The sequence below is a fragment of the Pantoea sp. 18069 genome (assembly GCF_902706035.1).
In the GTDB taxonomy this organism is placed as follows: Bacteria; Pseudomonadota; Gammaproteobacteria; order Burkholderiales; family Burkholderiaceae_C; genus Comamonas.
The window spans coordinates 20,081-44,522 of sequence record NZ_CACSJA010000001.1; the positions used below are offsets into that span (position 1 = coordinate 20,081).

Annotated in this window: 26 protein-coding genes and 1 pseudogene; 7 read left to right on the forward strand and 20 right to left on the reverse strand. The window is 63.3% G+C overall.

The features are described from left to right. Window positions 1–4: 4 nt before the first annotated feature. From GVL12_RS00100 to GVL12_RS00140, 9 genes are all read right to left on the reverse strand, one after another. On the reverse strand, window positions 5–985 hold the full coding sequence (locus GVL12_RS00100) for a tripartite tricarboxylate transporter substrate binding protein (protein ID WP_159910610.1): 981 nt from the start codon (window positions 983–985) through the stop codon (window positions 5–7). 86 nt (window positions 986–1,071) lie between these two features. Continuing rightward, window positions 1,072–2,622 carry a UxaA family hydrolase gene (locus GVL12_RS00105; protein ID WP_159910611.1) on the reverse strand — a complete coding sequence of 517 codons (1,551 nt, stop codon included), beginning with the start codon at window positions 2,620–2,622 and terminating at the stop codon, window positions 1,072–1,074. A 28-nt stretch (window positions 2,623–2,650) separates the two neighbouring features. Then, window positions 2,651–3,451 carry a transporter substrate-binding domain-containing protein gene (locus GVL12_RS00110; protein WP_159910612.1) on the reverse strand — a complete coding sequence of 267 codons (801 nt, stop codon included), beginning with the start codon at window positions 3,449–3,451 and terminating at the stop codon, window positions 2,651–2,653. A gap of 46 nt (window positions 3,452–3,497) precedes the next feature. After that, on the reverse strand, window positions 3,498–4,226 hold the full coding sequence (locus GVL12_RS00115; RefSeq protein ID WP_159910613.1) for an amino acid ABC transporter ATP-binding protein: 729 nt from the start codon (window positions 4,224–4,226) through the stop codon (window positions 3,498–3,500). Between the two features lie 33 nt (window positions 4,227–4,259). After that, on the reverse strand, window positions 4,260–4,907 hold the full coding sequence (locus GVL12_RS00120) for an amino acid ABC transporter permease (RefSeq protein WP_200843385.1): 648 nt from the start codon (window positions 4,905–4,907) through the stop codon (window positions 4,260–4,262). Window positions 4,908–4,934: 27 nt separating this feature from the next. Further along, the gene (locus GVL12_RS00125; protein WP_159910614.1) at window positions 4,935–5,618 is read right to left on the reverse strand and encodes an amino acid ABC transporter permease; all 684 of its coding nucleotides are present in this window, start codon (window positions 5,616–5,618) and stop codon (window positions 4,935–4,937) included. Window positions 5,619–5,629: 11 nt separating this feature from the next. Then, window positions 5,630–6,703, reverse strand: coding sequence for an Ldh family oxidoreductase (locus GVL12_RS00130; protein ID WP_200843386.1), 1,074 nt, complete (start codon window positions 6,701–6,703; stop codon window positions 5,630–5,632). 151 nt (window positions 6,704–6,854) lie between these two features. After that, on the reverse strand, window positions 6,855–7,604 hold the full coding sequence (locus GVL12_RS00135; protein WP_159910615.1) for an SDR family NAD(P)-dependent oxidoreductase: 750 nt from the start codon (window positions 7,602–7,604) through the stop codon (window positions 6,855–6,857). Next, window positions 7,582–8,109 carry a 2,4'-dihydroxyacetophenone dioxygenase family protein gene (locus tag GVL12_RS00140; protein WP_159910616.1) on the reverse strand — a complete coding sequence of 176 codons (528 nt, stop codon included), beginning with the start codon at window positions 8,107–8,109 and terminating at the stop codon, window positions 7,582–7,584. The genes GVL12_RS00135 and GVL12_RS00140 overlap by 23 nt, the downstream gene beginning before the upstream one ends. 150 nt (window positions 8,110–8,259) lie before the next feature. Here GVL12_RS00140 and GVL12_RS00145 point away from each other — a divergent pair, with 150 nt between their 5' ends. Together GVL12_RS00145 and GVL12_RS00150 are read left to right on the forward strand one after the other, a co-directional pair. After that, window positions 8,260–9,129 (forward strand): IclR family transcriptional regulator, encoded by an 870-nt coding sequence (locus tag GVL12_RS00145; protein ID WP_200843387.1) that lies wholly within the window; start codon window positions 8,260–8,262, stop codon window positions 9,127–9,129. 351 nt (window positions 9,130–9,480) lie between these two features. Then, window positions 9,481–9,567, forward strand: a pseudogene (locus GVL12_RS00150) (IS3 family transposase); the annotation flags it as partial. A 97-nt stretch (window positions 9,568–9,664) separates the two neighbouring features. Here GVL12_RS00150 and GVL12_RS26825 read toward each other — a convergent pair. Both GVL12_RS26825 and orn read right to left on the reverse strand, forming a co-directional pair. Continuing rightward, entirely contained in the window at window positions 9,665–11,695 is a 2,031-nt protein-coding gene (locus GVL12_RS26825) for a DEAD/DEAH box helicase (RefSeq protein ID WP_159910617.1), read from the reverse strand. Window positions 11,696–11,994: 299 nt separating this feature from the next. Then, window positions 11,995–12,588, reverse strand: coding sequence for an oligoribonuclease (gene orn / locus GVL12_RS00160; RefSeq protein WP_159910618.1), 594 nt, complete (start codon window positions 12,586–12,588; stop codon window positions 11,995–11,997). 60 nt (window positions 12,589–12,648) lie between these two features. On the opposite strand from orn, the gene GVL12_RS00165 reads away from it, so the two are divergent. The 3 genes from GVL12_RS00165 to rsgA are packed head-to-tail and all read left to right on the forward strand — an operon-like array spanning window position 12,649 to window position 15,249. Continuing rightward, a complete protein-coding gene (locus GVL12_RS00165) occupies window positions 12,649–13,950 on the forward strand; it encodes a M48 family metallopeptidase (protein ID WP_235033773.1) in 1,302 nt (433 codons plus the stop codon). A 7-nt stretch (window positions 13,951–13,957) separates the two neighbouring features. Beyond that, window positions 13,958–14,296 (forward strand): 4a-hydroxytetrahydrobiopterin dehydratase, encoded by a 339-nt coding sequence (locus GVL12_RS00170; protein ID WP_159910620.1) that lies wholly within the window; start codon window positions 13,958–13,960, stop codon window positions 14,294–14,296. Then, entirely contained in the window at window positions 14,293–15,249 is a 957-nt protein-coding gene (gene rsgA / locus GVL12_RS00175; protein ID WP_159910621.1) for a ribosome small subunit-dependent GTPase A, read from the forward strand. Before GVL12_RS00170 ends, rsgA begins: the two co-directional genes overlap by 4 nt. A gap of 27 nt (window positions 15,250–15,276) precedes the next feature. On the opposite strand, the gene GVL12_RS00180 is transcribed toward rsgA, so the two are convergent. From GVL12_RS00180 to rpsP, 6 genes are all read right to left on the reverse strand, one after another. Next, window positions 15,277–16,263, reverse strand: coding sequence for a CobD/CbiB family protein (locus GVL12_RS00180; RefSeq protein ID WP_159910622.1), 987 nt, complete (start codon window positions 16,261–16,263; stop codon window positions 15,277–15,279). Between the two features lie 159 nt (window positions 16,264–16,422). Then, entirely contained in the window at window positions 16,423–17,130 is a 708-nt protein-coding gene (locus tag GVL12_RS00185; protein WP_159910623.1) for a CoA pyrophosphatase, read from the reverse strand. Between the two features lie 93 nt (window positions 17,131–17,223). After that, on the reverse strand, window positions 17,224–17,634 hold the full coding sequence (gene rplS, locus GVL12_RS00190) for a 50S ribosomal protein L19 (protein WP_159910624.1): 411 nt from the start codon (window positions 17,632–17,634) through the stop codon (window positions 17,224–17,226). A gap of 136 nt (window positions 17,635–17,770) precedes the next feature. Then, window positions 17,771–18,538: a tRNA (guanosine(37)-N1)-methyltransferase TrmD gene (gene trmD / locus GVL12_RS00195; RefSeq protein WP_159910625.1), complete on the reverse strand. Its 768-nt coding sequence runs from the start codon at window positions 18,536–18,538 to the stop codon at window positions 17,771–17,773. A 51-nt stretch (window positions 18,539–18,589) separates the two neighbouring features. Next, complete coding sequence (gene rimM / locus GVL12_RS00200; RefSeq protein WP_159910626.1) at window positions 18,590–19,159, reverse strand: ribosome maturation factor RimM; 570 nt, start codon at window positions 19,157–19,159, stop codon at window positions 18,590–18,592. A 177-nt stretch (window positions 19,160–19,336) separates the two neighbouring features. Continuing rightward, window positions 19,337–19,588: a 30S ribosomal protein S16 gene (gene rpsP / locus GVL12_RS00205; RefSeq protein ID WP_159910627.1), complete on the reverse strand. Its 252-nt coding sequence runs from the start codon at window positions 19,586–19,588 to the stop codon at window positions 19,337–19,339. Window positions 19,589–19,712: 124 nt separating this feature from the next. Between rpsP and GVL12_RS00210 the strand changes: the two genes are divergently transcribed. Both GVL12_RS00210 and GVL12_RS00215 read left to right on the forward strand, forming a co-directional pair. Then, window positions 19,713–20,246 carry a GNAT family N-acetyltransferase gene (locus GVL12_RS00210; RefSeq protein WP_159910628.1) on the forward strand — a complete coding sequence of 178 codons (534 nt, stop codon included), beginning with the start codon at window positions 19,713–19,715 and terminating at the stop codon, window positions 20,244–20,246. A gap of 43 nt (window positions 20,247–20,289) precedes the next feature. Then, window positions 20,290–20,736 (forward strand): hypothetical protein, encoded by a 447-nt coding sequence (locus tag GVL12_RS00215; RefSeq protein ID WP_159910629.1) that lies wholly within the window; start codon window positions 20,290–20,292, stop codon window positions 20,734–20,736. 141 nt (window positions 20,737–20,877) lie between these two features. On the opposite strand, the gene GVL12_RS00220 is transcribed toward GVL12_RS00215, so the two are convergent. From GVL12_RS00220 to GVL12_RS00230, 3 genes are all read right to left on the reverse strand, one after another. Further along, a complete protein-coding gene (locus GVL12_RS00220; protein ID WP_159910630.1) occupies window positions 20,878–21,888 on the reverse strand; it encodes an inorganic phosphate transporter in 1,011 nt (336 codons plus the stop codon). A 21-nt stretch (window positions 21,889–21,909) separates the two neighbouring features. Further along, window positions 21,910–22,557, reverse strand: a complete 648-nt coding sequence (locus tag GVL12_RS00225; protein WP_159910631.1) for a DUF47 domain-containing protein — start codon at window positions 22,555–22,557, stop codon at window positions 21,910–21,912. A 480-nt stretch (window positions 22,558–23,037) separates the two neighbouring features. Further along, window positions 23,038–24,342 (reverse strand): replication-associated recombination protein A, encoded by a 1,305-nt coding sequence (locus GVL12_RS00230; RefSeq protein WP_159910632.1) that lies wholly within the window; start codon window positions 24,340–24,342, stop codon window positions 23,038–23,040. Between the last annotated feature and the right edge of the window lie 100 nt (window positions 24,343–24,442).

Genomic DNA, 24,442 nt, shown 5'->3' on the forward strand with positions numbered 1-24,442 from the left:
TCCTTCAGTTGTTCTTCAAGTTCAGCGACTGGACCAGGTCGTTGAAAAGCACACTGTCCTTGACCATGCGCTCGCGAAAGCCCTGGTCGTCGGCATAGACGAAACCCAAGTTCTGTTTGTCGAGCACCGCGCGGAACGCGGACTCATCCACGATCTTCGTGGCCGCGGTCTTGAGGTAGGCCAACACCTCAGCCGGCATCTTCTTGGGGCCGGCGATGCCGCGCCAGGTACCGATGCTCAGATCGATCCCCTTTTCCTTCAGCGTGGGCACCTTGTCGAAGTTCTTCAGGCGTTGGTCGGCCATCACGGCCAGCATCTTGAGCTTGCCTGCCTGCAACTGCTGCGCCACCTCGGCCGGGCTCACGGATACCGCGTCCACATGCCCGCCCAGCAGTGCCAGTACAGCCGGTCCTGCGCCTGGGTACGGAATGTGGTTGAACTCGATACCGGTCTTCTGCCCCAGCGCCGCTGCGGCAAAATGCCAGATGCCGCCGTTGCTGCCATTGCCCATGCCAATCTTGCCGGGCTCCTTTTTGGCTGCGGCCAGGAATTCCTCAACGGTGTTCCATGGCGCATCGGCGCGCACGGTGATGGCCGCGGGATCCGCATTGAACTGGATGATGGGCTGCACATCGTCGTAGCCGAACTTGGCCAGGCCCATGGGCTTGAGCGTGACCAGCTCCACCGTCACCACAGCGAGCTTGTAGCCGTCAGGCTTGGAGTTGATCATGTCGATCCAGCCGATGGCGCCGCTGGCTCCCGGCTTGTTCAGCACCATCACGCTCTGCGGCATGTGCCTGCGCGCCGCATCCGAGAAAGCGCGGGCCACGCCGTCGGTGCCACCGCCAGGCTGGAACGGCACAATCAGTTCTATCGGCCGGACAGGAAAATTCGTCGCATGTGCGGCGCCGCCCCATGCGGTCTGCGCCGCAATGCCCGCAGCGGCCAGTCTGAGTGCGCCACGGCGCGAAATTTGAATGGACATTTGTGTCTCCTGGGATAGATCTACGGTAAAGCTCAGCATCTCTTTCAAAAGCCGGGCCATGCGGATTGCCCGGCTTGTCATGCGTCTCAAACCATGACGCTGATCTGCCATGGCACGAACTCCTGCTGCCCATAGCCATGGCATTCGCTGCGCGAGCGTTCACCCGAGGCGATGTCCAGGAAGCGCTGAAACAGCTCGGCCCCTAGTTCAGGAATGGTGCGGTGCCCGTCCAGCACTTCGCCACAGTTCATGTCCATGTCATCCGACTGCCGCTCCCACAGCGCGGTATTGGTTGCCAGCTTGAAGGAAGGCGATGGCGCGCAGCCATAGGCCGAGCCTCGACCCGTGGTGAAGCAGATCAGGTTGGCCCCCCCAGCCACCTGGCCGGTCGCTGAAACCGGGTCGAAGCCGGGCGTGTCCATGAACACCAGGCCTTGCGCCCGTACCGGCTGGGCGTATTCATAGACATCCACGAGGTTGCTGGAGCCCCCCTTGGCGATACCACCCAGCGACTTTTCCAGCACCGTGGTCAGGCCGCCCGCCTTGTTGCCGGAAGAAGGGTTGTTGTTCAGCGCCGCACCATTGCGGGCGCAATAGTCCTCCCACCAGCGGATGCGCGCAACCAGCTTGCGACCGACCTCGGGCGTTTGCGCGCGGCGAGTGAGCAGATGCTCGGCACCATAGATCTCGGGCGTTTCCGACAAAATGGCCGTGCCGCCATGCTGAACCAGGAGGTCAACCGCGGCGCCAAGCACCGGATTGGCTGAAATCCCCGAATAGCCATCGGAGCCACCGCATTGCAGTCCGACGAGCAAATGGCTTGCTGGCACCGGTTCACGCCGCACGGCATTGGCTGCCGGCAGCATCTCGCGGATCAGCTCGATGCCGTGGGCGATGGTCTTGGTGGTGCCGCCCGTATCCTGAATCGTGAAAGCGCGCAGGCGCTCGCCGTCCTGCAGACCCTGGGTGGCCAGCAGTTGGGGGATCTGGTTGGTTTCGCAGCCCAGGCCGATGACCAGCAGGCTGGCAAAGTTGGGGTGGCAGGCATAGCCACCCAAAGTGCGCTGCAGCATGGCCAAACCTTCGCCCTCGGCATCCATCGCGCAGCCCGTGCCGTGGGTGAGGGCAACCACTCCGTCCACGTTCGGAAAATCGGCCAACGCCTCGGGATGAATGTCACGGCGGAAATGATCGGCAATGGCGCGCGCCACCGTGGCCGAGCAGTTCACCGAAGTCAGAATGCCGATGTAGTTGCGTGTTGCCACACGGCCATCTGCGCGGACGATGCCTTGGAACGTAGCCGGTGCGGCCACTGACGTGGTGGGGCGGGCCTCCTCGCCAAAAGCGTAGTCACGCGTGAAATCACCCATGGCCAGGTTGTGGGAGTGCACATGCTGGCCTGGCTGGATGGCCTTGCTGGCAAAGCCGATGATCTGCCCGTAGCGCCGCACGGGCGCTCCCTGGGCAACGGCACGCGTGGCCATCTTGTGGCCCGGCGGAATCAGCCCGGCGACAGCGACCCCTTCTGAAGAAATAAGAGTACCTGTCACCAGTTGATCAAGAGCAATGACGACGTCGTCTTGCGGATGCAGCCGGATAACGCGCACGGCTGATGATGCGTCGGAAGGATTCAGCATGGGGTTTTCTCAAATCAAGATAGAGGGGTTACTGCAGCATGTCTGCCGGCAACGGCATGCCGTGATAGCGGATGTAGATTTCATTGAGCTTGCCGTTCTTGAGGTTGGTCTTGACCCAGTTGTCCAGCCAGGCCTTCAGTTCTGGTTCGTTCTTGCGCAGTCCGACGCCATAGGGATTGGTTTTCATGGTGAACTTGACCACGAGGTCACGCGACGGATTGACCTTCTTCAATGCCATGACCACGCTGGGCGGCGTGGCGATGTAGTCTTGCTGGCCCGTCACGACGGCGGTATTGGACGTGGAATCGTCTTCGTAGCGCACGATGGTGAAGCTTGGAACATCTTTTCTGGCGCGGGTCAGCTCCTGGTCCATCGTGGTGCCCCGGGTAACTGCAATGGTTTTACCGGCCAGATCGGCAAAGGACGCAACGGCGGAGGCCGCCGGGCCGGCGATCACGATAGGAACCACGCCATATGGCTCGGAATAGTCCACCACCTTCTTGCGGTCTTCCGTGATGGAGAAGGAAGCCATGACGATGTCGGCCTTGCGGGTGAGCAGGAACGGCACCCGGTTCGGCCCGGTCACTGGCACGATCTGCAAATCCACACCCATGTCCTGCGCGAGCAGCCTGGCCGCGTCCACGTCGGAGCCGGCCTGCCGGGCCTGGCCGTCCACCATGCCGTAAGGCAAAGAGCCGATGTCCACCGCGATGAGGATCTTCTTGCGCTGCTTGATGGTTTCCAGCGCGTTCGAAGCATGGGCGACAGTAGCGCCTGCACCGAGCAGGAGCGCGGCCAAGGCCGAAAAAGTACGTCGATTGAACTTCATGGGATATGTCTCTTGATGAGGGTGAAAAATGAAATGACCTACAGGCTCACAGCCCGTTGGCCACGAATTGCTGCAGTTCCGGAGTCGTGGGGCTGTTCAGCAGATCCCTGCCGCCGTGCTCCCAGACAATGCCCTGGTGCATGAACAGGATCTGATCGGCCACCGAGCGGGCAAACGCCATCTCGTGCGTGACCAGCACCATCGTCATGCCGTCCTGTGCGAGCCGCTCGATAACGCGCAGCACCTCGCCGGTGAGTTGCGGGTCCAGCGCCGAAGTCACTTCGTCGAACAGCATGAGCTTGGGCTCCATGGCCAGCGAGCGAGCGATGGCCACACGCTGCTGCTGGCCTCCGGAGAGCTGTTCTGGGTAGTAGGCAGCGCGCTCCTCCAGCCCGACCTTGCGCAGCATCTGCATGCCCAGCTCTTCTGCCTGCTTGCGTGCAATGCCTTTGACTTTGCGCGGCGCCAGGGTCACGTTCTGCAGCACGGTGAGATGGGGAAACAGGTTGTAGCTCTGGAACACGATGCCGACCTCCTGCCGCAACGCCAGCAGATCGACCGTGCCCGAGTGCATATCCCGGCCGCAAACCTGCAGCTCACCTCCCTGGAGGGTTTCCAGGCCGTTGATGCAGCGCAACGCCGTGGTCTTGCCTGAGCCGCTGCGGCCAATCAGCGCGACCACCTGACCGCGACCGACAGAAAAGCTCACCCCCTTGAGGACCTGCGCGGTGCCGAACGACTTGCAGACTTTGTGAAAGCGGACGATGTCATCCATGGGAAATATCCTTGTTATATGCAATGGCCGTGGTCAGCGCCGCCCCAGGCGCTTTTCAAGGCGGTACGCCAGCGAAGAGAGGGGATAGCAGATCGCGAAGTACAGCAACGCGGCCAATGTGAAGACGATGAACGGCTTGAAGGTGGAGTTGTTCACCACCCGTGCGGAATAGGTCAGGTCGAAGAACCCGATGACCACGGCATAGGACGAGTTCTTGACGATCTGCACCAGGAACCCCACCGTCGGCGCGACGGCGATGCGCACTGCCTGCGGCAGGATCACGTAGCCCACGCGCTGCAAAGGCCGCAGCGCCAGACATTCAGCGGCCTCCCACTGCGTACGCGGCACGGCCTGGATGCAGCCCTTCCAGATTTCGCCGAGGTAGGCGCTGGCATACGCCGTCATGGCGAGCCCGGCCGCGACCAGCGAAGGCAGGTCAAAGCCAGCAATGCTGATGCCGAAATAACACAGGAACATGATCACCGGCAGCGGAATGCCTTGGACCAGTTGCACATAAGCGCCGGTCACGCGGCGCAGCAGCCAGCCGCCGCGGGCGAGGGCCAGCGCGATCGGCAGGCCCGCCAGCGCTCCGCCGACAAATCCCATGAGCGAGAGCACCAGCGTCCAGCCCGCACCCTTGAAGATGAAGCCGACCAGGTCGAGCGAAATTCCGAACAGCATGCTGTTTTCCTTCTGGTATTCAGGAGATCAGAGCGGCGTCTTGAGACGGCGGCGACGAGCGAAGGCGAGGTTGGCCAGGCCCCCCATGGTCAGGCGCAGCAGCCACGACATGACGAGGTAGATGCCGGCGATGACGAGGTAGATCTCGAAGCCACGGAAGGTATCGGACTGGATGCCGTAACCGGCAGCCGTCAGTTCTTCCGCAGAAATCTGCGACATGATGGAAGTGGCCAGCATCATCAGCACGAATTGGCTGATGAGCGCTGGATACATGCGCTCCACCGCCTGCGGCAGGATGACGAGCCGCAGCACCTTCCAGCGCGACATTCCCAGGCATGACGCAGCTTCCAGTTGACCGCGCGGGATCGACTCCATGCCGGCCCGCACGATCTCGGCGGTATAGGCCGACACATTGATCACCAGCGCGATGATTGCGGCCGCGAGCGCCGGCACACGAACCTGAATTGCCGCCAAACCGAAAAACAGCCAGAAAGCCTGGACCACCAGCGGCGTGTTGCGCAGCAGCTCCACATAGAACACCACCGCCTTGCGCAGCAGCGGGCCGCCTTGCGTGCGGGCCACGGCGAGCGCCACGCCGAAGACGAAGCCAAACACGATGGTCGTCACGGACATGCGCAGGGTCAGCAGTGTGCCGTCAACCAGTGCCGGCCAATGCGTCGCGAGAAAGCTGAAATCGAATTCGTAATGCATGTGCCTGGTACTCAAGTCAGTGCTGCGGGGACAGTCATCCCGAACTTCTCCAGCCAGGGCTGGAGCTGGGACAGGATGGCCGGATTCAATGCCACGCCATCGCGCAACTGGCGCGCCTTGCGCTCCAAGGCGCCCTGCCCCGGCAGGCGCACGCGATCAACGCCTGGGCGTGGCGGGTTGTCGGTACAGGCGCGTGCGATCCAACCCATTTGTTCCGCAAAGGCCTCTTCACCCGCGAAGGCCGAGGGGTCCAGGATCTGCAGAAACACCGTATTGCCCCAGTTCTTGCCTGGGTCGTCGCGGCCATGGCCCGAAAGGCCGGCCGTCAGTGCTTCCACCATCAGCGATAGCGCATAGCCCTTGTGGCCGGCATCCAGGCCGCCCAGCGGCAGGATCGAGCCTGCATGCGGCGCAAACAGGACGGCCGGATCGTTGCTGGCATTGCCGTGCTCGTCGATCAGCCACGGGTGCGGCAACCGCTTGCCCTGCTTGTACAGCCGGGTGGTCATGCCGACCGTAGTGATGGAAGTCGAGACGTCGATCAGCACCGGGCCTTGCGGCGTGGGGAAGCCCGCCGCCATCGGGCTGGGCGAAAACAGCGGATGGGTGCCGCCGAACGGTGCCACCGACTGGGCCGCCGGAGCCGACGAGTACAGCAGTATCACGAAGCCCGCTTGCGCAGCCCGCTCCAGGTAGGCGGCCAGGCAGCCGATATGGTGGGCGCGCCGGATGGTCACCGTGCCGGTGCCGTAATCACGCGCCCGTGCCATTGCACTGTCCATCGCCCGCAGCGTGAGCCACGGGCCGGGCAGGCGCTTGCCGTCCCACGTTGCCACGGCAGCGCGATCGGCCAGCACGTCGAAGTCTCCCTCGACCGCCATGCTGCCACTTTCGATCTCGGCCAGATAGGTAGGCAGCAATTGCAGGCCATGCGTGTCGTGACCCATCAGGTCACCTTCGACCAAAATATCCGCCACGTCGGCAGCCCGGTCGCTGGACAAGCCCACGCGCTCGAGCATGGCCTGGGCCATGGCGCGCAGCGTGGCGGCGTCATGGCGCATGACGACCATGGGTTGGCTTGGCATAGGAGTTCCTTGAGATTGGGCGCATCGGGTGCGCCCTGGGTTTTCGGCAATCAGGTAGCCGCCATCGACCGACAGGCTTTCCCCGGCAGTGATACTTGGCCGCTCCATCCTGGTTCGACGACATCCACACGAATGCCGTCAAATGCATGGATCAATAGGTAGCACGCCCGCCGGACAGGTCAAAGACCGCTCCAGTGCTGAAGGTGCAGGAGCCCGAACACAGCCACGTCACCATCTCGGCCACCTCCTGGACTTCACCCAGACGCCGCATGGGACTCTTGTTGATCATGGTCTGCACGTGCTCAGGCGACATTTGATCCAGCAAGCTGGTGCGGATCGCGGCAGGTGCCACGGCGTTCACGCGAATATCGGTGTCGGCCAGCTCCTTGCCCAGCGATTTGGTCATGGCCATGGCTCCCGCCTTGGATGCACTGTAGGCCGACGAATTCGGCGTACCTTCTTTACCCGCCAACGAAGTGATATTGACGATTCGCCCGTTGCCCGCACGCCGCATCGCAGGAACTACCGCCCGGCAGGTATTGAAAGTGCCCATGAGATTGACCAGAATGATCCGCTCCCATTCGGCAGGCTCATATGTTTCCAGCGGCTGAGTGGCGCCGGCATAGCCCGCGCTGTTGACCAGGATGTCGATTTTTCCCAGTTCCGCAATCGTTTGTTGGCACGCTCTATCGACATTTTCAGCATCCGTCACATCGACTCGCCATTGACGGGGACCTTCTTGAGGGTGCAGGTCCCAAACAGCCACCGTTGCCCCACAGGCTGCCAATTGTTCGGAAATAGCGGCGCCAATACCTTGACTCCCCCCCGTCACCACAGCCACCAGCCCGGTGAAATCGTATTGGGCCGCGCTGTTCTTTTTAACGAATGAATTGTTTGACATAGTCTTCGCCCAGGCCCACTTCAGAAAAATGCTTTTTGCACATGTCGATCTTGGTGAAAACGTCTTCGTAGCCGTTTCCTTTTCCCCAGGGGTCGGTGTAGTACATGATTCCGTTGACCTGGAAATAAGTAATCATTTCTTCGACGTCCGGCGGCACATACAAGGTATGGGTTTCTCCAGGCGGCTCGAAGACATAACTACCTTCTTCTGCCCACCAATCGTGTTCCAGATACTTCCAGCGGCCCTTGAGCACGAAACCGTGTACAGCCTGCGGGTGCCGATGGCGACTCAACACCCCCGACTTGCGTACACGCAGCAGATTCATCCAGTAGCCCTGGCTGGCGTTGAGGCACAACGGTCGGAACCACACGTTCTCTGCCTGGGGAACCCACAACCTCTCATCGGTAGGGATGGCGTTTGAAATGACGATTTCAGGCAACGCCTCCACCGGATTGGCGTACTGATATGGCATCAGCGGTTGCTCGTCTTGCTGGTCAACTGGCATGATTAAACTCCACAATATGGACATGTTGTCTGCAATGTGGTCATTGTAAAAGCATACCAAAGCCCACTACACTGGGGTTTTCCCCTGCTGAGCACGGCTTTGCTGCCATCGGCAGCAGCCGTCGCGCGCGACGAGAACTGCGAGCCGATAATGAGCACTCAGAAGACCCTCCCCAATCTTGATTTCGCTATGCAACGATCGCCTACGGCCACCCCTTCGGCAAGTTCACAAATTGCGGGAACTGCTGCTTTTTCTAAATTTGTTCATCTGCTGCAGCTCATCTCCGATACAGCCGAGCCGCTGACCATCGCCGAACTCAGCAAACTGAGCGGCTACCCCCGCCCTACTGTTCATCGCACAGTGGCCGCACTGGTTGCAGAACGGCTGCTGGAAGAAAGCCCTCGAACAGGCCGCTTGGTTTTAGGGCCGCGCCTGATTCAATTGGCCAGCCGGAGTTGGGAGCGCTCGGAGCTGCGCTTGGCCGCCATAGAAGACATCAAGAAACTGCGCGATATCACGGGCGAAACCATTCATTTGGCGGTATTGAATGGCCAGCACATGGTTTACATAGAAAAACTGGAAAGCCCGAGCGCCGTTCGCATGACTTCGCGCATCGGGACGAATGTCTCGCTTCACTCCACAGCGGTGGGCAAAGCCTATCTCGCGGCACTCGAAGAGTCTGCTTGCGAGAAATTGCTGAAAGCACAGCCCGATCCATTACCCTGCTATACACCCAGGACCATTGCCACGCTGCCAGATTTACGCCACCAACTCGCAGACATACGCAGCCGTGGTTGGTCGATTGATGACGAGGAGCAAGAGCCCGGCATTTGCTGCTTTGGGGCCGCCATCATTGGTCACCAAGGCCATCCCCTTGCCGCTATCAGCGTCAGCACTTTACGATTTAGGCAAAAGGAAGAACCTTTGCAGTCTTACGTACAGCCTTTACTGGAAGCCTGCAAGGCCATATCTCGACGGATATCTGAAACTCCAGCCTTTTCTGATGCAGATGCTTTTTGAGGAGCGTGAATATACGCTGCCAAATGCAGGTAATAGCCGATATGAAACCGCATTCTGTGTCGGGTGACTCGCGCTGGCCGTCCGCCCAGGGCGACGCTCTAATTCGGTTTCGGCGGCGACATCCATGGCCCAGGCAGACCTGCCAGCAGTGTTCGCTGAAAGCTCAGATCGATGATCGGGCAAGGGTTGCGCGCATGCAGTAGTGCCTGCCGGGTGAGTTGATCCGGCACCAAGGGAATATCCAGCCCGCGCCGGCTTCGATCGGGTTGGGCCAATCATCACGTTGTGTACCGCATTGGACCGGTAAATGCCTGCTGGCGCTCTTGACGGATGTCTGGCCAGCGCCGCTGCGTTCACTACTACAACCACCAACGCATCAAGCTCAAGCCAAAAAGCCTGAGCCCGGTGCAATACCGAACTCAGGCCTTGAGTCACTAACTTCGAACTGTCCAGCTTCTTGCGGTCAGTTCATGCTGGGCGCACTATAAAAAAACCGGCCCTGAGGCCGGTTTTTTTGCATGCTCAGCGCTGAAGATCAGCGGGCAGGGCGTGCAGGACGCTTGCGGGCGTCGTGGGGCGTGAACGAAGGCTTGCCGCCAGGGCCGCCCGCGGGCTTGCCAGCATAGGCCGGACGCGCACCGTATTCACGTGCGGGAGCACGGTCGCCGCCGCCGAAGCCGCCGCGATCACCGCCACGGTTGTCGGCAAATGCGGGCTTGCGCGGAGCAAAGCCTTCGCCATCACGGCGCGGAGCACCGCCAAAGCCACGGTCGTCGCGGGGAGCCGCACCACGGGGGGCGCCAAAACCACCAGCGCCACGGTCGTTGCCGCCGAAGCCGCCACGATCACCACCACGGTCACCGCCGCCGAAACCACCGCGGTCACCGCCGCCGCCGAAGCCGCCGCGATCACCACCGCCGCCGCCAAAGCTACGGCCACCGCCACCGCCACCGCCGCCGCCGAAGCCGCCGCGGTCACCGCCGCCGAAGCTACGACCGCCGCCACCGCCACCGCCGCCGAAGCCGCTACGGCCACGCGACGAGTAGTCACGGCTTTCGCCGCCACGGCCACGGCCATCAGGGCGACCGCCCTGGGGAGCGCGCTGCGTGGGTTCGAGGCCAGGCACCACTTCCGCGGTGAACTGCTGGCGGGTGAAAGCTTCGATATCGAAGATACGGCGACGATCGCGCAATTCGGCGAACGTCACGGCCAGACCCGTGCGACCGGCGCGGCCGGTACGGCCGATACGGTGGGTGTAGTCTTCGGCCTTCATGGGAAGACCGTAGTTGAACACGTGGGTGATCGTGGGCACGTCGATACCGCGTGCGGCGACATCGGTAGCCACCAGGATTTGCACCTGGCCGCCGCGCAGTGCCTGCAGGCGGCGATTGCGCAGACCCTGGCTCAGTGCACCGTGCAGAGCGACGGCCGAGAAGCCTTCCTGCTGCAGATCGGTGGCCAGACCGTCACATTCCACCTGCGTGGAAGCGAACACGATGGCCTGGTTGATCGTGGTGTCACGCAGCCAGTGGTCCAGCAGCTTGCGCTTGTGCTGGGCATTGTCGGCCCAGAACAGCACCTGCTTGATGCTGGAGTGCTTTTCCTGCGGCGAGTCGATCTGGATCTTCTTGACGCCAGCGCCGTTGTCATGCATCACACGCATGGCCAGCTGCTGAATGCGCGACGCGAACGTGGCGCTGAACATCATGGTCTGCTGGCGCTGTGCCGTCATCTGGTTGACTTCGGCGAGGTCGTCCGAGAAGCCCAGGTCGAGCATGCGGTCGGCTTCGTCGACGACCAGGAATTGCACCTTGTCGAGCTTGATCTGCATCGAACGCTGCAGGTCCAGCAGACGGCCAGGCGTGGCCACCACCAGATTGGCGTTCTGCAGCTTGGCGATTTGCAGCTGGTAAGGAATACCACCGACCACGTTGGCAACGCGCAGGCCGCGGCAATGCTTGACCAGCTCGATGGCGTCATGCGCCACCTGCTGGGCCAGCTCGCGCGTGGGGCACAGGATCAGGGCGCCGGGAGCGGCAGCCTTGAAGTTGCGGGGGTTGGTCGGGTCCTTGCGCTTGCGCTTGGGAGCCGGTTCGCCATTGGCCGCGGCTTCGGCGCAGGCGCGCTCGAATTCGGCACGGCCTTCGGCTTCGATTTCGGCTTGCTGCTCGAGCAGCGTGTGCAGCACGGGCAGCAGGAACGCAGCCGTCTTGCCCGAACCGGTCTGGCTCGACACCATCAGATCGACAAAGGCGGTCGCGTTGGGGCCCTTGTTCATTGCCAGCGGAATGGCCTTGGCTTGCACGGCGGTGGGCTGGGTGTAGCCCAGGTCGGCGACAGCCTGAACCAGTTCAGGGGCCAGGCCCAGTTCCACGAAGCCGTTGGGCTTTTGCTCTACGACTTCAGCTTGTTCAGCTTCAGTTTCCAGCGAATCGGAAATGATGGATGCGGCGTCTGCAACGATGGCAGCGTCGTCGGCAGCAATATGCGCTGCGTTCAAAATGGAATGGTCCAAAGAAGATTCTGCAGCGGCGGCAACGCCCTGCTCAATAATGTTGTCGTTCATTTGTTTCTCACGATGAAGCGCCACCGAACAGATGTCTGCGGTGCTTCAATGACGGTTAAAAAACATCAACCGTCAAACGTGGCCGGCTCGAAAGTGAGGCGGCTGGGCATAAGTTGCTTTGCCGTGCGAGGCGCACGGATCAAAAAGCGGGGCCCGGTGAGTGATGGGAGATGCGCAAACTTACCCCAAGGGGTAGGGGCAAGCTGCGAATTATGACATGGCTTTACTGGAATTGGCAAGCGCACCCCTGGGATTACCCGACGTTGGCCAAGGCCATGCCAGCCCGCCCCGGGCGACGGTCAGGCCGCCAGCGGCTCGAGCGCAAGGAAATGCGCGCGGTAATGGATCAGCTCGTCGATCGATTCATGCACGTCGGCCAGCGCCGTGTGGCGCTGCGCTTTCTTGAACGACGCGCAGACCGCGGGCTTCCAGCGGCGCGCGAGCTCCTTGAAGGTGCTCACGTCCACATTGCGGTAATGGAAGAAGGCTTCGAGCTTGGGCATGTAGTTGACCAGGAAGCGCCGGTCCTGGCCTATGCTGTTGCCGCACAGCGGCACCTTGCCCTTGGGCACATAGCGCGACAGGAAAGCGATCAGCTCGCGCTCGGCCTGGGCCTCGCTCACTTCCGATGCCTTGACGCGCTCGATCAGGCCGCTGCGCCCATGCGTGCCCTTGTTCCAGGCATCCATGCCGTTGAGCAGCGCGTCGCTCTGGTGGATGGCAAAGACCGGGCCTTCGATGCGGATCGACAGATCGGAGTTGGTGACCACGACGGCGATCTCTATCACCCTGTCGGTCTCGGGCTGCAGGCCCGTCATTTCACAGTCAAGCCAGACGAGATTCAAATCGGATTTCGCAAGCACGGGAGGGTTGGAGATGGGGGCATCGGACATGGCGCGAATTGTCGCCTACACTGCCCGCAGATGCTTTCGCCTACCCCATTTTCACCTTCGTTGCTGTTGACTCTGGGCTTTGCCGCACTGCTGGTGCTGCAACTGCTCACGCGCCTGTGGCTGCTTTCGCGCCAGGTGCGCCATGTCGCGCGCCACCGCGCCCAAGTGCCAACGGCGTTTGCTCGGCATGTGCCGCTCGCGGCCCACCAGAAAGCCGCCGACTACACGCAGGCCAAGGCACGCGTCGGGCTGGTCGACCTGGCGCTATCCACCGCCCTGCTGCTGGGCTGGACGCTGCTGGGCGGCCTGGATGCGCTGCACCAGCAACTGCTGCAGTGGCTGGGCCAGGGCCTGCACCAGCAGCTCGCGCTGCTTGCCGCGTTCGCGCTGATCTCGGGCCTGGCCGGCCTGCCGCTGTCGCTGTACCAGACCTTTGTCGTCGAGCAGCGCTTCGGCTTCAACAAGCTCACGCCCGGGCTATGGCTTGCCGACCTGTTCAAGTCCACGCTGGTCGGCGCCGTGATCGGCCTGCCGCTGGCCGCGCTGATCCTCTGGCTCATGGCCTCGAGCGGCGCGCTCTGGTGGCTCTGGGCCTGGGCCGTCTGGGCCGGCTTCAACCTGCTGCTGATGTGGCTCTACCCGAGCGTGATCGCGCCGCTGTTCAACCGCTTCGAGCCGCTCAAGGACGAGGCCATCCAGCAGCGCGTCACGGCGCTGATGCAGCGCTGCGGCTTTTCGGCCAAGGGCCTGTTCGTGATGGACGGCAGCCGCCGCTCGGCCCATGCCAATGCCTACTTCACGGGCTTCGGCTCGGCCAAGCGCGTGGTGTTCTACGACACCTTGCTCAAGCAGCTCTCGCCGGGCGAAGTCGAAGCCGTGCTGGCCCACGAACTGGGCCATTTCAAGCACCGCCATATCGCCAAGCGGCTGGTCGGCTTGTTTGCGCTGAGCCTGGCCGCGCTCGCGCTGCTCGGCTGGCTGTCGCAGCAGCCGTGGTTCTACACCGGGCTGGGCGTGCGCCCCAGCCTCGAGATGCTGCTCACCGGCGCCAGCGCCCTCGCGGGCAATGAGGCCGTCGCGCTGCTGCTGTTCATGCTGGTCGTGCCGGTGTTCAGCTTCTTCCTCACACCACTGATGTCCTATTTCTCGCGCCGCGACGAGTTCCAGGCCGATGCCTACGCCGCGGAACAGTCCCAGGGCGCAGACCTCGCGTCGGCGCTGCTGACGCTCTATGAGGACAACGCCTCGACGCTCACGCCCGACCCGACCTACGTCGCCTTCTACTATTCGCACCCACCGGCCATAGCGCGCCTCGCGCGCCTGCCGGCGCCCGCTCCTGCCCTGGCCCCTCACGCCCCATGACAGCACCATGACCACTACCCCACTCAAGCAACAGGACTGGTCCACCCAGCCACGCCGCGCCCTTTCCGCCACGCAACTGGTCTCGCAACTCGCCCAGGCCGAAGGCTGGCAGCTCAGCGGCGACGGCCAGGACCTGGCGATCGAAAAGACGTTTTCGTTCGTGAACTATTACGAAACCATGGCCTTCGTCAACGCCGTGGCGCTGATCGCCCACCAGCAGGACCACCACCCGGACCTCAAGGTGACGTACAACCGCTGCAACGTGCGCCTCAACACCCATGACGCCGGCGGCGTCTCGGCCACGGACTTCGATTGCGCGCGCCGCATCGATGCCCTGCTCGCATGACGCAGGACAGCGCCCGCCCCGAAGGCCTAGTCGTTGCGAGCCATGGCCGCCACTGCGTGGTCGAAGCCCCGGACGGCTCGCGCCGCATCTGCCACCCGCGCGGCAAGAAAAGCCAGGCCGTGGTCGGTGACCATGTGCGCTGGATCATGCCGGCCGCGGGCCAGGGCAACGAAGGCACGATAGAGAAGGTGCTGCCGCGGCGCAACCTGTTCTACCGCCAGGACGAAATCCGCACCAAGTCGTTTGCGGCCAACATCGACCAGGTGCTGATCCTGATCGCGGCCGACCCGGTGTTTTCCGAAAGCCAGCTGGCGCGCGCGCTGATCGCCGCCGAAGCCTCGCACATCACGCCGCTGATCGCGCTCAACAAGAGCGATCTGGTCGAGCCGTTTGCGCGCGCCTGGGAACGGCTGCTGCCCTACCGCCACATGCGCCACGGCAGCGACCAGTTGAACTACGGCGTGCTGCCGCTGTCGCTGACCGAATCGAGCGAGACCGACCGCGCGGTGCTGATGCAGCACCTGCAGGGCAAGGCCACGCTGGTGCTCGGCCCTTCGGGCTCGGGCAAGAGCACGCTGATCAACCTGCTGGTGCCGGGCGCGCGCGCGCAGACCGGCGAGATCTCCCAGGCCTTGAACTCGGGCAAGCACACCACGACCAGCACCACCTGGTACTGGGTCGACGAAGACCGCCAGACCGCGCTGCTCGACTCACCCGGCTTCCAGGAGTTCGGCCTGCACCACATCGGCCCGATGGACCTCGCGCGCTGCATGCCCGACATCGGCGCACGCGCGGCCGACTGCAAGTTCTACAACTGCACCCATCTGCACGAGCCAGGCTGCGCCGTCATGGCCGAAGTCGATGCCAAGGACAGCGCGCACCACATCAGCGCCAACCGCTACCGGATCTACCAGGACCTGTTCGAGGAATTGAGCGCCGAGCGGCGGTATTAAAAAGCGCCCCACGAGGGGCGCCAGGGTTCAGCCCAGCAGGCGCGCCAGCGTCAGCAACGCCAGCAGCAGCAGCCAGACCACCACCGAACGCCAGACCAGGCCGACCACGCTGCGCAGGTGGCTCAGTTCGGGCAGGCGGCCCGGCGTCGAGTCGCTGTCGTCGACATCGGCTTCGCCGTCGAAACCCGGCATCGGCAGTGCGTCTTCGCGCGCCTTGAGCGCTTCGCCGCCCAGCCGCACGTTGATAGCACCGGCCGTGGCCGCGAGCAGCACGCCGTCGTTGTCGTTGGGAAAGCGCTGCGCATGGAAGCGCCAGCCGTCGATCGCTTCCTCGAAGCTGCCTACCACCGCGAAGCTCAGCGCCGTGAGCCGCGCGGGCAGCCAGTCGATCCACATCCAGGCCTGGCGCGCGGCGCTTTGCAGGCGCTCGCTCACGGGCTGCGCACCCATGAAGCCCTGGCGCGACCAGTAGCGCGAGACGAATTCCGCCGAACGGTACAGCACCGCGCCCATGGGCCCCAGGCCCAGCGCCGCGAGCACCGAATACCAGAACAGCACGCCAAACACATGGCGATGCGCGGCCAGCACCGAGTACTCGATCACATGCCGCACCACCTGGCTGCGCGGCACTTCGGTGGTATCCACCTGCTGCCACTGCGCGAGTTCCTCGCGCGCCGTGAATTCATCCGCCGCTTCGAGCGCATCGCGGATGCGCGTGAAGTGGTGGCTGAACTGGCGAAAGCCCAGCGTCACGTACAGCACGGCCACGTTCCAGACCAGGGCCAGCGGCCAGCCCACGAGCCACAGCAGCAGCCAATGCACGCCCAGGGCGAGCAGCGCCGGAGCAAGCACGGCAAGACCCCAGGCGACCCAGCCGTGATACGACTGACCCGCATCAAAATTGCGACGCACGGAGACGGTCCAGGCACGCAACCCCGCGTGAACGGCATTGTTGCGGGCCAGCGGGCGGGCCTGCTCGATCAGCAAGGCTAACAGGATGGCGAAGAAACTCATGCAGCCATCATACTTTGCCTGTCCGGCCTGCGGGCCTCGGCAATCCATGACGCTTGCGATCGCCCATGAAACTGGCGGGCCCCGGCTCAGGGGCGGATGGCCGCCCCGCCGCCAGGGCGGCGCGCCCCACCGCGAAGCGATAACCGCACACGGAGTGCTTCATGCCCTCATGAAGCGATAGAAGTTGCGCAACATGCCCGCCGTTGCGCCCCAGATATAGCGCTGCACAGGCCCGTCCTGGTAGGGCATGGACAACCATTCGCGCCGTCCTTCGGGGCGGTCGAGCGCGTGGCGCTGGTGGTGGGCGGGATCGAGCACAAAGGCCAGCGGCACTTCGAAGAGATCCGCCACCTCATAGGGATTGGGCTGATAGCGGGCGTGTGCCGACACCAGGCCCACGACCGGCGTCACGACAAAGCCGGTGGTCGTGACATAGGGCGGCAGATTGCCCAGCACTTCGACCAGGGCCGGGTCCAGCCCGACCTCTTCGTGCGCCTCGCGCAGCGCCGTCGCGGCCGCATCCACATCCTCGGGGTCGCGCTTGCCGCCGGGAAAAGCCACCTGCCCGGAATGCGAGGACAGATGCCGCGTGCGCTCGGTCAGCAGCACCATGGGCTGGTCACGCTGCACGATGGCGATCAGCACCGCGGCTTCGGCCGGCGCGCGATCAGGCAGCAGGAGTTCGCGCTCGATCTCCGGCGACCACAGCGGCGGCGCCGCAAAGCGGTGGCGCAGGGCATCGGCCGTCTGGGCGCTCGCAGGAATGGCGGGCAGATGGCTGTCGACGGCCAGCACGGGCACCGAACGGGGGTCAAAGCCCGGCGCAAGCGGGCTTGGGCTGGGGGGAACCAAGGAAGAAGGGAGCACAGGCCAATTCCTGCAAAAGAGACGGAACTGCGTCCGAAAATAAAAAAACCGCTACAGCGAACTGTAGCGGCTTTCTCGAAACGCCTAGGCGATTCAGGCGGCGGTAGCGGGCGCTGCTGCGGCGGCAGCAGGCGCGGCTGCCGTCTTGCGAGCTGGCAGCTTTTCCTTGATACGTGCCGACTTGCCGCTGCGCTCGCGCAGGTAGTACAGCTTGGCACGGCGCACATCACCGCGGCGCTTGACTTCGATGCCGGCGATCAGCGGGCTGTACGTCTGGAACGTACGCTCCACGCCTTCACCGCTGGAGATCTTGCGAACAGTGAAGCCGCTGTTGAGGCCGCGGTTGCGCTTGGCAATCACGACGCCTTCGTAGGCCTGCACACGCTTGCGCGCGCCTTCAACCACGTTCACGCTCACGATGACGGTGTCACCGGGGGAGAACACGGGGATGGTCTTGTTCAAGCGGGCGATTTCTTCCTGCTCAAGAGTCTGGATCAGATTCATGGTTACATCCAACGATCTTGTCCGCGCCACAATTGGCAAGCACCGGGATTGGCACTGTATGGCTGCATTACTTGCCCGATGCTATGAGCCCGGGCTCCTCGAATGCAGCGGCCGGCAGAGGATCGACAGCCCTCGATTATAGCCCGTCCGCTATTTTTGCCAAAACCGCTTCATCCTTGCGGGTCAGATGCCCGCCTTCGCGCGCCTGGGCCAGCAGATCGGGGCGGTTGCGGGCGGTGATCTCCAGACTCTGGTCACGGCGCCAGCGCTCGATCAGCGCATGGTGGCCCGAGATCAGCACCGGCGGCACTTCCTGGCCCTGCCAGACTTCGGGACGCGTGTAATGCGGGCAGTCGAGCAGGCCGTTGAGGGTGGGGTTGAAGCTGTCGAGCTGGTGGCTGCCTTCGTCGTTGAGCACGCCAGGCTGCAGCCGCGTGACCGCGTCGAGCAGCGCCATCGCGGCGATTTCGCCTCCCGAGAGCACAAAATCGCCAAGACTGATCTGCGCGTTCACATGGGTGTCGATGAAACGCTGGTCAATGCCTTCGTAGCGCCCGCACAGCAAGATCGCGCCCGGGCTTTGCGCCCAGCGCTCCACGGCCGGGTGGTCGAGCTTGCGGCCGATGGGCGAGAACAGCACCAGCGGCACCTGTGCGGCCGGGTCCTCGGCGCGGTCGGCACGGATCGCGTCCAGGCAGGCCTGCAGCGGCTCGACCATCATCACCATGCCGGGGCCACCGCCAAAAGGCCGGTCGTCGACGCGACGGTAATTGCCCTGGGCATAGTCGCGCGGATTCCACAGCCGCACCGCGACCTGGCCCGATGAATAGGCGCGGCGCGTGACGCCACTGGCAAGGAACGGCGCGAACAGCTCCGGAAACAAGGTGATGATGTCAAAACGCATGGCGTGGACCCTTCCTGCGCGGCACGGGCCGCGGCAACGACATACAGGCCATCAATAATCCGTTTGCCAGTCGACCATGATGCGGCGCTCGGGCAATTCGACCTTGTCCACATAGGCCGAGACAAATGGGATCATGCGCTCCAGCGTTTTCCCATCTTCCTCGTAGGCAATCACCAGCACGGTCTGCGGGCCGGTGGACATCAGGTCCTTGACCTGGCCCAGCACCAGGCCTTCGCGGTTGATCACGTCCAGGCCCAGCAGGTCGACCCAGTAATACTCGTCCTCGGCCGCCTTGGGAAACTCGGCGCGCGAGACGAAAATGCGCGCGCCCTTGAGCGACTCGGCCGCCGTGCGATCGGCCACCGCCTCGGCCGTGGCGACGATGGAGCCCGAATGCTCGCGCGCCTGCTTGACCGGCATCAGCACCGTGCCGGTGAACGTGCGCGCGCCGCGCTCGGACGGCTGCAAAAACCATTGCTTCGACGACAGCAACACTTCGGCGTCGGCACTGAAAGGCAGCACCTTGAACCAGCCCTTGACACCCCAGGCGTCCGCGATGCGGCCGACCTCTACGGCGTCGGCAGGCAGTTGAGCGGGTTCGAAAACAGGAAGAAGGGCCATGGTGCAAGCAAAAATAGAAATAAAAAAGGCCCCCACGCCGGCTCGCTTCGCGGGGCCCGCCTAGGGCAACTGCGCTGCCCCCCAGGGGGCTTTTTTTGCCTTGGGGCGGCCAGGCAACAAAAAAAGGCGGGTTCCGCAAGCATAAGCCACGGAACCCGCCTTCAGGGAAGCGTCAGATTAAGCAGCTGCCTTGGAGGCTTGCTTGATCAGGCGGTCCACCGTGGGCGACGATTGCGCGCCCACGCTCTTCCAGTACGTCAGACGGTCTTGCGCAATGCGCAGACCTTCTTCGCCGCCACGTGCGGTAGGGTTGTAGAAACCCAGACGCTCGATGAAGGCGCCATCACGGCGGGTGCGCTTGTCAGCCACAACGATGTTGTAGAAAGGACGGGCCTTGGAGCCGCCGCGAGAAAGTCGAATGACGACCATAATTTATCCTTTGGGTGGTTTGCAGCAACTGCTGCAATGTTTTCTGCCACGTTGAGACACGCGACATGGCCACCCGGCCAGCGACACGCAGCAAAGCTCACGATTATATCGACTTCTTTCCCTTATGCCTAATATCCGCGCCAGCACCGAGTCAGACATCCCTGCCATCACTGCCATCTACCGCCACCACGTGCTGCATGGCACCGGCACTTTCGAGATTGACCCGCCCAGCGAGCAGGACATGGCCGCGCGCCGCGCCGACGTGCTCGCACGCGGCCTGCCCTATCTCGTGGCCGCAGGCGAGGATGGCCAGATCCTGGGCTTCACCTACGCCAACTGGTTCAAGCCCCGGCCCGCCTACCGCTTCTCGGCCGAAGACTCGGTCTACGTGGCCGATTCCGCGCGCGGCCAGGGCCTGGGCCGGCTGCTGCTGCAGGCCTTGAGCGAACAGGCGCAGGCCGCGGGCGTGCGCAAGCTGCTGGCGGTGATCGGCGACTCGGCCAACGCAGGCTCGATCGGCGTGCACCGCGCGGCCGGCTTCAGCGAGATCGGCGTCATGCGTTCGGTGGGCTGGAAATTCGACCGCTGGCTGGACATCGTGCTGATGGAAAAGGAACTGGGCGACGGCGACCGCACGCCGCCCGTTGCCAAGGCGTAATCCCTGGGTAGCCGGCAGCCGGCTTCGCGCGAATAATGGGCGCATGAAAAGCAAGACCCTGGCCGCCTGGTTGGCCTTTATCGGCGGGCCACTGGGCCTGCACCGTTTCTACCTCTACGGCCTGGGCGACTGGCGCGGCTGGCTGCTGCCGCTGCCCACGGCGCTGGGCATCTACGGCATGCAGCGCGTGCAGGCGCTGGGCCAGGACGACCAGCTCAGCTGGCTGCTGATTCCGCTGCTGGGCTTCACCATTGCCGGCTGCGCGCTGCGCGCCATTCTGTATGGCCTCACGCCCGCCGACGCCTGGAATGCACGCTTCAACCCAAGCACGGGCGCCGACGCCGCTCCCGGGCGCACCCACTGGGGCACGGTGTTTGCGATCGGCCTGTCGCTGATGTTCGGCGCGACCGTGCTCATGGCGAGCCTGGCCTACAGCTTCCAGCACTATTTCGAGTACCAGATCGAGGAAGCGCGCAAGATCTCCCAATAGCCTCCTCAGCCCAGGGAGCGATACCTGAACCTGGCGCGCCCCAGCAAGGAGGCAGCGAGGAAGGGCCGCCCCGCACCGAGGCTGCCGTCCCCCTCCACCGAAGGTTGAGAGGGGGAAGGCGCGAAGCGCCTCAGGGGGTGCTCAGAATATCTGCAGGCTGACCCAATAGGCAATCGATGCGACGAATGCGCTGGCCGGAATGGTCAGCACCCAGGCCCAGATGATGTTGCCGGCCACGCCCCAGCGCACGGCGCTGGCGCGCTGGGTCGAGCCCACGCCGACGATCGCACCCGTGATGGTGTGCGTGGTCGAGACCGGCACGCCCATCGCCGTGGCGATGAACAGCGTCAGCGCACCACCGCTTTCGGCGCAGAAACCGCCCACGGGCTTGAGCTTGGTGATCTTCTGGCCCATGGTCTTGACGATGCGCCAGCCGCCGAACATCGTGCCCAGGCCGATGGCGATATAGCAGGAAATGATGGTCCAGGTCGGCGGCGCCGCGTCGCTGACGCTGGTGTAACCCGTGGCGATCAGCAACAGCCAGATGATGCCTATGGTCTTCTGCGCGTCATTGCCGCCATGCCCCAGGCTGTAGGCACCGGCCGAAACCAGTTGCAGCCGCCGGAACCACTTGTCGACCTTGTTCGGCCTTGACCTGCGGCAGATCCAGGCGACCGCCACCATCATCAGCGAACCGAGCAGGTAGCCCAGCAGCGGCGACACGAAGATGAAGGCCACGGTCTTCCAGATGCCGCTGGCGATCAGCGAACCCGCGCCGGCCTTGGCGATCACCGCACCCACGATGCCGCCAATCAGCGCATGCGAGGAGCTGCTGGGAATGCCGTAGTACCAGGTAATCAGGTTCCAGGCGATCGCGCCGACGAGCGCGCCGAACACCACATGGGTGTCGACAATGCCCGGCTGCACTATGCCCTTGCCGACCGTCGCGGCCACGCTCAGGTGGAACACGAAAATCGCGATGACATTGAAGAATGCGGCGAAAAGCACGGCATGCGCCGGCTTGAGCACGCCGGTGGAGACGACGGTCGCAATCGAGTTGGCCGCGTCGTGAAAGCCGTTCATGAAGTCGAACAGCAAGGCCAGCACCACCAGCATGACCACGACCCAGAGGGCGGCTTGTACGGTTTCCATTACGTGAGGACTCCGGCCGGATCAGGAATTCTCGAGGACGATGCCCTCGATGTGGTTGGCCACGTCCTCACACTTGTCGGTGATGGTTTCGAGCAGTTCGTAGATTGCCTTGAGCTTGATGACTTCACGCACATCGGGCTCTTCACGGAACAGCTTGCTCATGGCCGTGCGCATCACGCGGTCGGCATCGGATTCGAGGCGGTCGATTTCCTCGCAGGTCTTGAGCGCGGCTTCGGCCGTGTTCGCGTCGGAGATGCGGTCCAGCATCTTGACCGCATCGCGCACGCGCTCGCAGCACTTGACGCTCAGGTCGGTCAGGCGCGAGATTTCATCTGTCATATGACGAATGTCATAAAGCGCCATGGTCTCTGCCGAATCCTGGATCAGGTCGACCACGTCGTCCATGGTGTTGATCAGCGAGTGGATTTGCTCGCGGTCCAGCGGCGTGATGAACGTCTTGTGCAAGGCCTTGTTCACCTCGTGCGTCACACGGTCGGCAGCGCTCTCGGCGTTGTCGACATCCTGGTTGTACTTGTCGCGCAGGTGGGGATCACCGTAGTTCGCCACCAGCTGCGAGAACGCATGGGCGGCTTCGACGATGCGATCCGCGTGCTGGTTGAACATTTCGAAAAAATTACCTTCGCGTGGCAGCAGCTTGCCAAATAGCATGGGATTCCTTACCAGGGTTTCTGACGGACACGCAGGCGAACTCACACACACGAAAGCGGGGCGGGGAGGCTTGCCGGCGTCAACGGGGCGAAGTGTACTCCCGGCAATGTCATCGTCCCGTAATCGAACGCATCTGCCATGAAAGACCTCTTGCGCAAGCGCTGTTGCCTTCGGAACGGTCCCCGGAAATCAAGGCGGGCTGCGGGTTGCGGGGCTGTAGTCATAAAACCAACAGCCGAAAAAGATCGCGACAGGCCTGCGCGGAACACCCCGAATGTGACAGGCTTCAGCGTCTATTTCGACTCAAAAGACAAAAATATGTCATAAGTCATTGGATGGTTTGTGCAGGATTGCGTGCAACCGAAAAGGACCGCACCAAACCACGTTAAATCGCACAAAATCGCATCGATTCGCGAGTGCAATTGCTGCAAACCGAAGCAGTGATCTCCCCGCCACGCAATCGATAGCGCAGCGTCCTGCCTACTTCTTGCCCGCCTCTTCGTCCCATTTCCTGAGCAGCGCCAGCTTCTCGCCGATCTTGCTTTCCAGCCCGCGCGGCACGGGCTGGTACCAGCCGGGCTCGGCCATGTCGTCCGGCAGATAGGTTTCGCCAGCCGCATACGCATTGGGCTCATCGTGCGCATACCGGTATTCATGGCCGTAGCCCAGCTCCTTCATGAGCCTGGTCGGCGCATTGCGCAGGTGCACCGGCACTTCGCGGCTCTTGTCCTGCTTCACAAAGGCCTTGGCCTGGTTGTAGGCGTTGTAGCCCGCATTGCTCTTGGCAGCGATGGCCAGATAGATCACCGCCTGCCCCAGCGCCAGCTCGCCTTCGGGGCTGCCCAGCCGCTCGTAGGTCAGGGCGGCGTCATTGGCGATCTGCATGGCCCGGGGGTCGGCCAGGCCTATGTCTTCCCACGCCATGCGCACGATGCGCCGCGACAGGTAGCGCGCGTCGGCGCCGCCGTCGAGCATGCGGGTCAGCCAGTAGAGCGCGGCATCGGGATGGGAGCCACGCACCGACTTGTGCAGCGCTGAAATCTGGTCGTAGAAGTTGTCTCCGCCCTTGTCGAAACGCCGGGCATTCAGGGTCAGGGCGTTTTCGAGAAACTCCGCCGTGATCAGCGTGATGCCCGACGTCCTGGCCGCGGTGCCGGTCTGCTCGAGCAGGTTCAGGAAGCGGCGCGCGTCGCCGTCGGCATAGCCGATGAGGGTGTCCGTCGCCCGCTCGTCGAACACCAGGTCGCCCAGCGCCTTTTCCTGGGTCCGTTGCAGCAGTTGCCTGAGTTCGTCATCGGTCAGCGACTTGAGCACATAGACCTGGGCGCGCGACAGCAGGGCCGAGTTCACTTCAAAGGACGGGTTCTCGGTGGTCGCGCCTATGAAGGTCACCAGGCCGCTTTCGGCATACGGCAGCAGCGCGTCCTGCTGGGACTTGTTGAAGCGGTGGATTTCGTCGACGAACAGGATGGTGTGCTTGCCCAGCGCCAGATTCTGCTGGGCCTGCTCCATCGCGGCCCGGATGTCCTTGACGCCCGAGAACACCGCGGACAGCGCGATGAACTCGCACTTGAAGGCCGTCGCCGTGAGGCGTGCCAGCGTGGTCTTGCCGACCCCGGGCGGCCCCCAGAAAATCATCGAATGCGGCTTGCCCGACTGGAAGGCCAGCCGCAGCGGCTTGCCTTCACCGAGCAGGTGCGACTGCCCGACGACTTCGTCCAGGGTCCTGGGCCTGAGGGCTTCGGCCAGTGGCGCCACGGGCTCCTGCGCGAACAGATCAGACATGGCGTGCTCCCGCCGAACAAGCGGCCGGCCCCGGGCGCAAGCGCGCGGTCAGCAAAGGGAAAGAAAGAGAAACGGGTATAACCATGGCAGTGGGCAATGT

Coding starts and splice junctions, on each gene's coding strand:
- GVL12_RS00100 (WP_159910610.1), bottom strand. CDS start 985: ATGTCCATTCAAATTTCGCGCCGTGGCGCACTCAGACTGGCCGCTGCG.
- GVL12_RS00105 (WP_159910611.1), bottom strand. CDS start 2,622: ATGCTGAATCCTTCCGACGCATCATCAGCCGTGCGCGTTATCCGGCTG.
- GVL12_RS00110 (WP_159910612.1), bottom strand. CDS start 3,451: ATGAAGTTCAATCGACGTACTTTTTCGGCCTTGGCCGCGCTCCTGCTC.
- GVL12_RS00115 (WP_159910613.1), bottom strand. CDS start 4,226: ATGGATGACATCGTCCGCTTTCACAAAGTCTGCAAGTCGTTCGGCACC.
- GVL12_RS00120 (WP_200843385.1), bottom strand. CDS start 4,907: ATGCTGTTCGGAATTTCGCTCGACCTGGTCGGCTTCATCTTCAAGGGT.
- GVL12_RS00125 (WP_159910614.1), bottom strand. CDS start 5,618: ATGCATTACGAATTCGATTTCAGCTTTCTCGCGACGCATTGGCCGGCA.
- GVL12_RS00130 (WP_200843386.1), bottom strand. CDS start 6,703: ATGCCAAGCCAACCCATGGTCGTCATGCGCCATGACGCCGCCACGCTG.
- GVL12_RS00135 (WP_159910615.1), bottom strand. CDS start 7,604: ATGTCAAACAATTCATTCGTTAAAAAGAACAGCGCGGCCCAATACGAT.
- GVL12_RS00140 (WP_159910616.1), bottom strand. CDS start 8,109: ATGCCAGTTGACCAGCAAGACGAGCAACCGCTGATGCCATATCAGTAC.
- GVL12_RS00145 (WP_200843387.1), top strand. CDS start 8,260: ATGAGCACTCAGAAGACCCTCCCCAATCTTGATTTCGCTATGCAACGA.
- GVL12_RS26825 (WP_159910617.1), bottom strand. CDS start 11,695: ATGAACGACAACATTATTGAGCAGGGCGTTGCCGCCGCTGCAGAATCT.
- orn (WP_159910618.1), bottom strand. CDS start 12,588: ATGTCCGATGCCCCCATCTCCAACCCTCCCGTGCTTGCGAAATCCGAT.
- GVL12_RS00170 (WP_159910620.1), top strand. CDS start 13,958: ATGACCACTACCCCACTCAAGCAACAGGACTGGTCCACCCAGCCACGC.
- rsgA (WP_159910621.1), top strand. CDS start 14,293: ATGACGCAGGACAGCGCCCGCCCCGAAGGCCTAGTCGTTGCGAGCCAT.
- GVL12_RS00180 (WP_159910622.1), bottom strand. CDS start 16,263: ATGAGTTTCTTCGCCATCCTGTTAGCCTTGCTGATCGAGCAGGCCCGC.
- rplS (WP_159910624.1), bottom strand. CDS start 17,634: ATGAATCTGATCCAGACTCTTGAGCAGGAAGAAATCGCCCGCTTGAAC.
- trmD (WP_159910625.1), bottom strand. CDS start 18,538: ATGCGTTTTGACATCATCACCTTGTTTCCGGAGCTGTTCGCGCCGTTC.
- rimM (WP_159910626.1), bottom strand. CDS start 19,159: ATGGCCCTTCTTCCTGTTTTCGAACCCGCTCAACTGCCTGCCGACGCC.
- rpsP (WP_159910627.1), bottom strand. CDS start 19,588: ATGGTCGTCATTCGACTTTCTCGCGGCGGCTCCAAGGCCCGTCCTTTC.
- GVL12_RS00210 (WP_159910628.1), top strand. CDS start 19,713: ATGCCTAATATCCGCGCCAGCACCGAGTCAGACATCCCTGCCATCACT.
- GVL12_RS00215 (WP_159910629.1), top strand. CDS start 20,290: ATGAAAAGCAAGACCCTGGCCGCCTGGTTGGCCTTTATCGGCGGGCCA.
- GVL12_RS00220 (WP_159910630.1), bottom strand. CDS start 21,888: ATGGAAACCGTACAAGCCGCCCTCTGGGTCGTGGTCATGCTGGTGGTG.
- GVL12_RS00225 (WP_159910631.1), bottom strand. CDS start 22,557: ATGCTATTTGGCAAGCTGCTGCCACGCGAAGGTAATTTTTTCGAAATG.
- GVL12_RS00230 (WP_159910632.1), bottom strand. CDS start 24,342: ATGTCTGATCTGTTCGCGCAGGAGCCCGTGGCGCCACTGGCCGAAGCC.